Annotated in this window: 4 protein-coding genes; 1 reads left to right on the forward strand and 3 read right to left on the reverse strand. The window is 64.1% G+C overall.

All coding sequences use genetic code 11. The features are described from left to right. Window positions 1–112: 112 nt before the first annotated feature. On the reverse strand, window positions 113–478 hold the full coding sequence (locus ACE04I_RS14310; RefSeq protein ID WP_046792932.1) for a hypothetical protein: 366 nt from the start codon (window positions 476–478) through the stop codon (window positions 113–115). Window positions 479–641: 163 nt separating this feature from the next. Between ACE04I_RS14310 and recO the strand changes: the two genes are divergently transcribed. Beyond that, complete coding sequence (gene recO, locus ACE04I_RS14315) at window positions 642–1,394, forward strand: DNA repair protein RecO (RefSeq protein ID WP_046793051.1); 753 nt, start codon at window positions 642–644, stop codon at window positions 1,392–1,394. Here the strand turns inward: recO and ACE04I_RS14320 are convergent. After that, entirely contained in the window at window positions 1,382–2,605 is a 1,224-nt protein-coding gene (locus ACE04I_RS14320; protein WP_046792931.1) for an MFS transporter, read from the reverse strand. The genes recO and ACE04I_RS14320 overlap by 13 nt on opposite strands. 105 nt (window positions 2,606–2,710) lie before the next feature. Then, a partial coding sequence (locus tag ACE04I_RS14325; protein ID WP_487207227.1) for an EamA family transporter occupies window positions 2,711–3,107 on the reverse strand: 397 nt, incomplete at its 5' end.

Consider the following 3,107-nt stretch of genomic DNA (forward strand, 5'->3'; position numbering starts at 1 on the left):
GCGGCGGGTGGGGTGACTTTATTGTGTCATCGTCGCGTTAGCAAATGCAGGGCAATTTCACCCCACCCCGGCACTACGTGCCGACCCTCCCCGTCAAGGGGAGGGTGGATAGCTACTTCCCCCGCGCCATCAGCGCCTTGACCTCCTCATAGCGGCGACGGTTCTCCGGCTGCTGTTCGGTCGCCGAATAGCAGGTCTCCTCGATGCAGAAGCGGGTGAGGCCGAAAGGCGCGCTCGCCCGTTCGAACTGGCATTCGATCTCATTGGTGAAATCCGTGGGCTTGGCGTCTTCGCGGGTGGTATAGGTAAGGCGCGCGCCGGGCGGGTCGAGTTCCGGGAAGGATTGCACGACGCCCGTCTTCAGGACCGGGGCCAGCAGGAAATTCTTCGCGACCGCCACACAGGCCTGCTCCAGTTGCGGTGACTGGGCGGCAGCGGGTGATGCAAGAAGCAGAACGGCAAGAAGAGCATGTCTCATGGGAGCCCCCGGTTAGGAAAGTTCCCGGGAAAATCCGCATCCCCCGCGATTTGTTCCCGCCCGACCTCACAGAAGAGAGGGATGGCCGAATTTAGAAACCGATTCAGTTCGACGCGCTTATCGGCTATTGTTGAATCTGTTTGAAAGGAAGTTGAATCTCCGCATGCAGTGGCAGGACGAAGCGATCATCCTTGGCGTCAAGCGCCACGGCGAGACGAGCGTCATCGCCGAGGTTATGACGCGCTCGCGCGGCCGCCATCTTGGTCTCGTGCGCTCGGGCCGGTCGCGGACCATGCAGCCGGTGCTGCAGCCGGGAAATCATGTGGATGTGGTGTGGCGTGCGAGGCTCGATGAACATCTCGGCGAATTCAAGCTGGAGCCGATCCGCCTGCGCGCTGCCCGGCTGATGGAGACGGCGACCGCAGTTTACGGCGTGCAGGCCATGGGCGCGCTTTTGCGGCTGCTGCCGGAGCGTGATCCGCACCCGCATCTGTTCGAAGCTCTCGACATCATCCTGGAAGCCATGGACCAACCCGCCGATGCGGGCGAACTCTTCATCCGCTTCGAATTGGCGGTGCTGAACGATCTCGGCTACGGTCTCGATCTCACGGAATGCGCGGCCACTGGAAGCCGCGAGGAGCTCGTCTACGTCTCGCCGAAGAGCGGCCGAGCCGTCTGCCGGCAGGCCGGCGAGCCCTATGCCGAGCGGATGCTTGTCCTGCCGGCATTCCTCGGGGAGGAGGCGGGCGTCGCGGCCGACAGGGAGAGCCTTGCGGCCGCCTTCAGGCTCACCGGCTATTTCCTGCACCGGCATGTCTATGAACCGCGCGGGCTGACGGAAAACGCCGCCCGCGACGGTTTCGTGCAGGCGGCGCTGAAGGCCATGGCGAAGGGTGAAGAGCGTCAGGCCGGCTGAGCCGCGAGCGGACGGGAGACGGGCTTCTCGGCAATCGGCCAATGGACGATCGCGGCGAAGATGCCGAGCGCCACGCCGAGCCACCAGACCACGTCATAGGAGCCGAAGCGATCGTAGAGAAAGCCGCCCATCCACACACCGAGGAACGATCCCACCTGGTGCGACAGGAAGACGATGCCGCCAAGCATGCCGAGATGGCGGGTTCCGAACATGATGGCCACCAGCGCATTGGTCGGCGGCACGGTGGAAAGCCACAGGAGGCCCATCACGATCGCGAAGACGATGACCGAAAGCGGCGTTTGCGGCAGCAGGAGGAAGGCCGTGACCGCGATCGATCGGGCGATATAGATATAGGCGAGGAAGTAGGGCTTGGAATATCGCTGGGCGATGACGCCGGCGGCGAGCGAGCCGATGATGTTGAAGAAGCCGATCAGCGCCATGGCGATGACCGCATAACGGGCGTCGATGCCGATATCGCCGAGATAGGCAGGGAAATGCGCGGTGATGAAGGCCACCTGGAAGCCGCAGACGAAGAATCCGGAGACCAGCAGCAGATAGCTCTGGTGGCCGAACGCCTCCCTGAGCGCCTCGCCCGCCGTCTGCTTGAACTCGGCCTGCGATTGCGTGCCCGATGCGGCATTGCCGCGAAGCGGATAGGCGAGCAGGGGCACCAGCAGCATGAGCACGGCGAGATAGACGAGGCTATCCGACCAGCCATAGGCGGAGATCAGCCCCTGGGTCAGCGGCGCGAACAGGAACATGCCGGCCGAACCGGCGGCCGTTCCGATGCCGAAGGCGAGCGAGCGCTGCTGGGGCGTGACATTGCGGGCAAAGGCGGCCAGCACCGTGCCGAGCGAGCCGGCCCCGACGCCGCAGCCGACCAGCACGCCGCCGCCGATATGGAGCGCGGCAATGGAATGGCCGGTCGACATCAGGATGAGACCGACCGCATAGATCAGGCCCGCCAGCGTCAGCACCCGGCCCGTGCCGTATTTGTCGGCGATCGCGCCGAAGAAGGGCTGGCTCAGCCCCCAGCAAAGGTTCTGGATCGCCATGGCAAGCCCGAAGGTGGAGCGATCCCAGCCGGTATCGGTCAGTATCGGAAGCTGGAAGAAGCCCATGGCCGAGCGCGGGCCGAAGGTCAGCATGATGATGATCGAACCCGCGGCGATGATAAGCCAGGGCAGGGATTGGCGGGCGGCCTGGGTCATGACGTCTCCTCCTGACTCGGGTGCCGGATCATACTGCCGCGGCCGGTTTCCCCAAAACGAGTTTTGTTGGGGTAAATCATCACCATATTTGATGATCGCAAGCGCTTAGATTTCGCCGGGCGGCTCGATCGGTGCCTGGCTGGTGCGGCCCGCGCGCGCCTCCCGGTAGATGGTGAAAAGCCCGGCGCCCACGACGATCAGCGATCCGACGACCATGTTGAAGCCGAGCGTTTCCCCATAGATCAGCACGCCGATGAAGGTGACCAGTACCAGCTGGATATAGGACATGGATTGCACGATCACCGCATCCACGAGATCGAAGGCGCGGATGAGGAGGTAGTGCCCGACCATGCCGGTGGCACAGAGCGCCAGCATCCACAGGGTATCGGTCGGCGTGAACGTGGTCCAGTAGAAGGGGCCGGCCAGCGTAATGGCAGCAGCGCCGGCCACGCCGGTATAGAAGAAACTGGTGATCGCCGGGTCGTGGGGGGGGGGGGGGGGG

Source organism: Rhizobium moroccans (genome assembly GCF_057559155.1).

Bases quoted from the DNA above. Each gene is read 5' to 3' on its own strand.
- ACE04I_RS14310 (WP_046792932.1), bottom strand. From the start codon at position 478: ATGAGACATGCTCTTCTTGCCGTTCTGCTTCTTGCATCACCCGCTGCC.
- ACE04I_RS14320 (WP_046792931.1), bottom strand. From the start codon at position 2,605: ATGACCCAGGCCGCCCGCCAATCCCTGCCCTGGCTTATCATCGCCGCG.
- recO (WP_046793051.1), top strand. From the start codon at position 642: ATGCAGTGGCAGGACGAAGCGATCATCCTTGGCGTCAAGCGCCACGGC.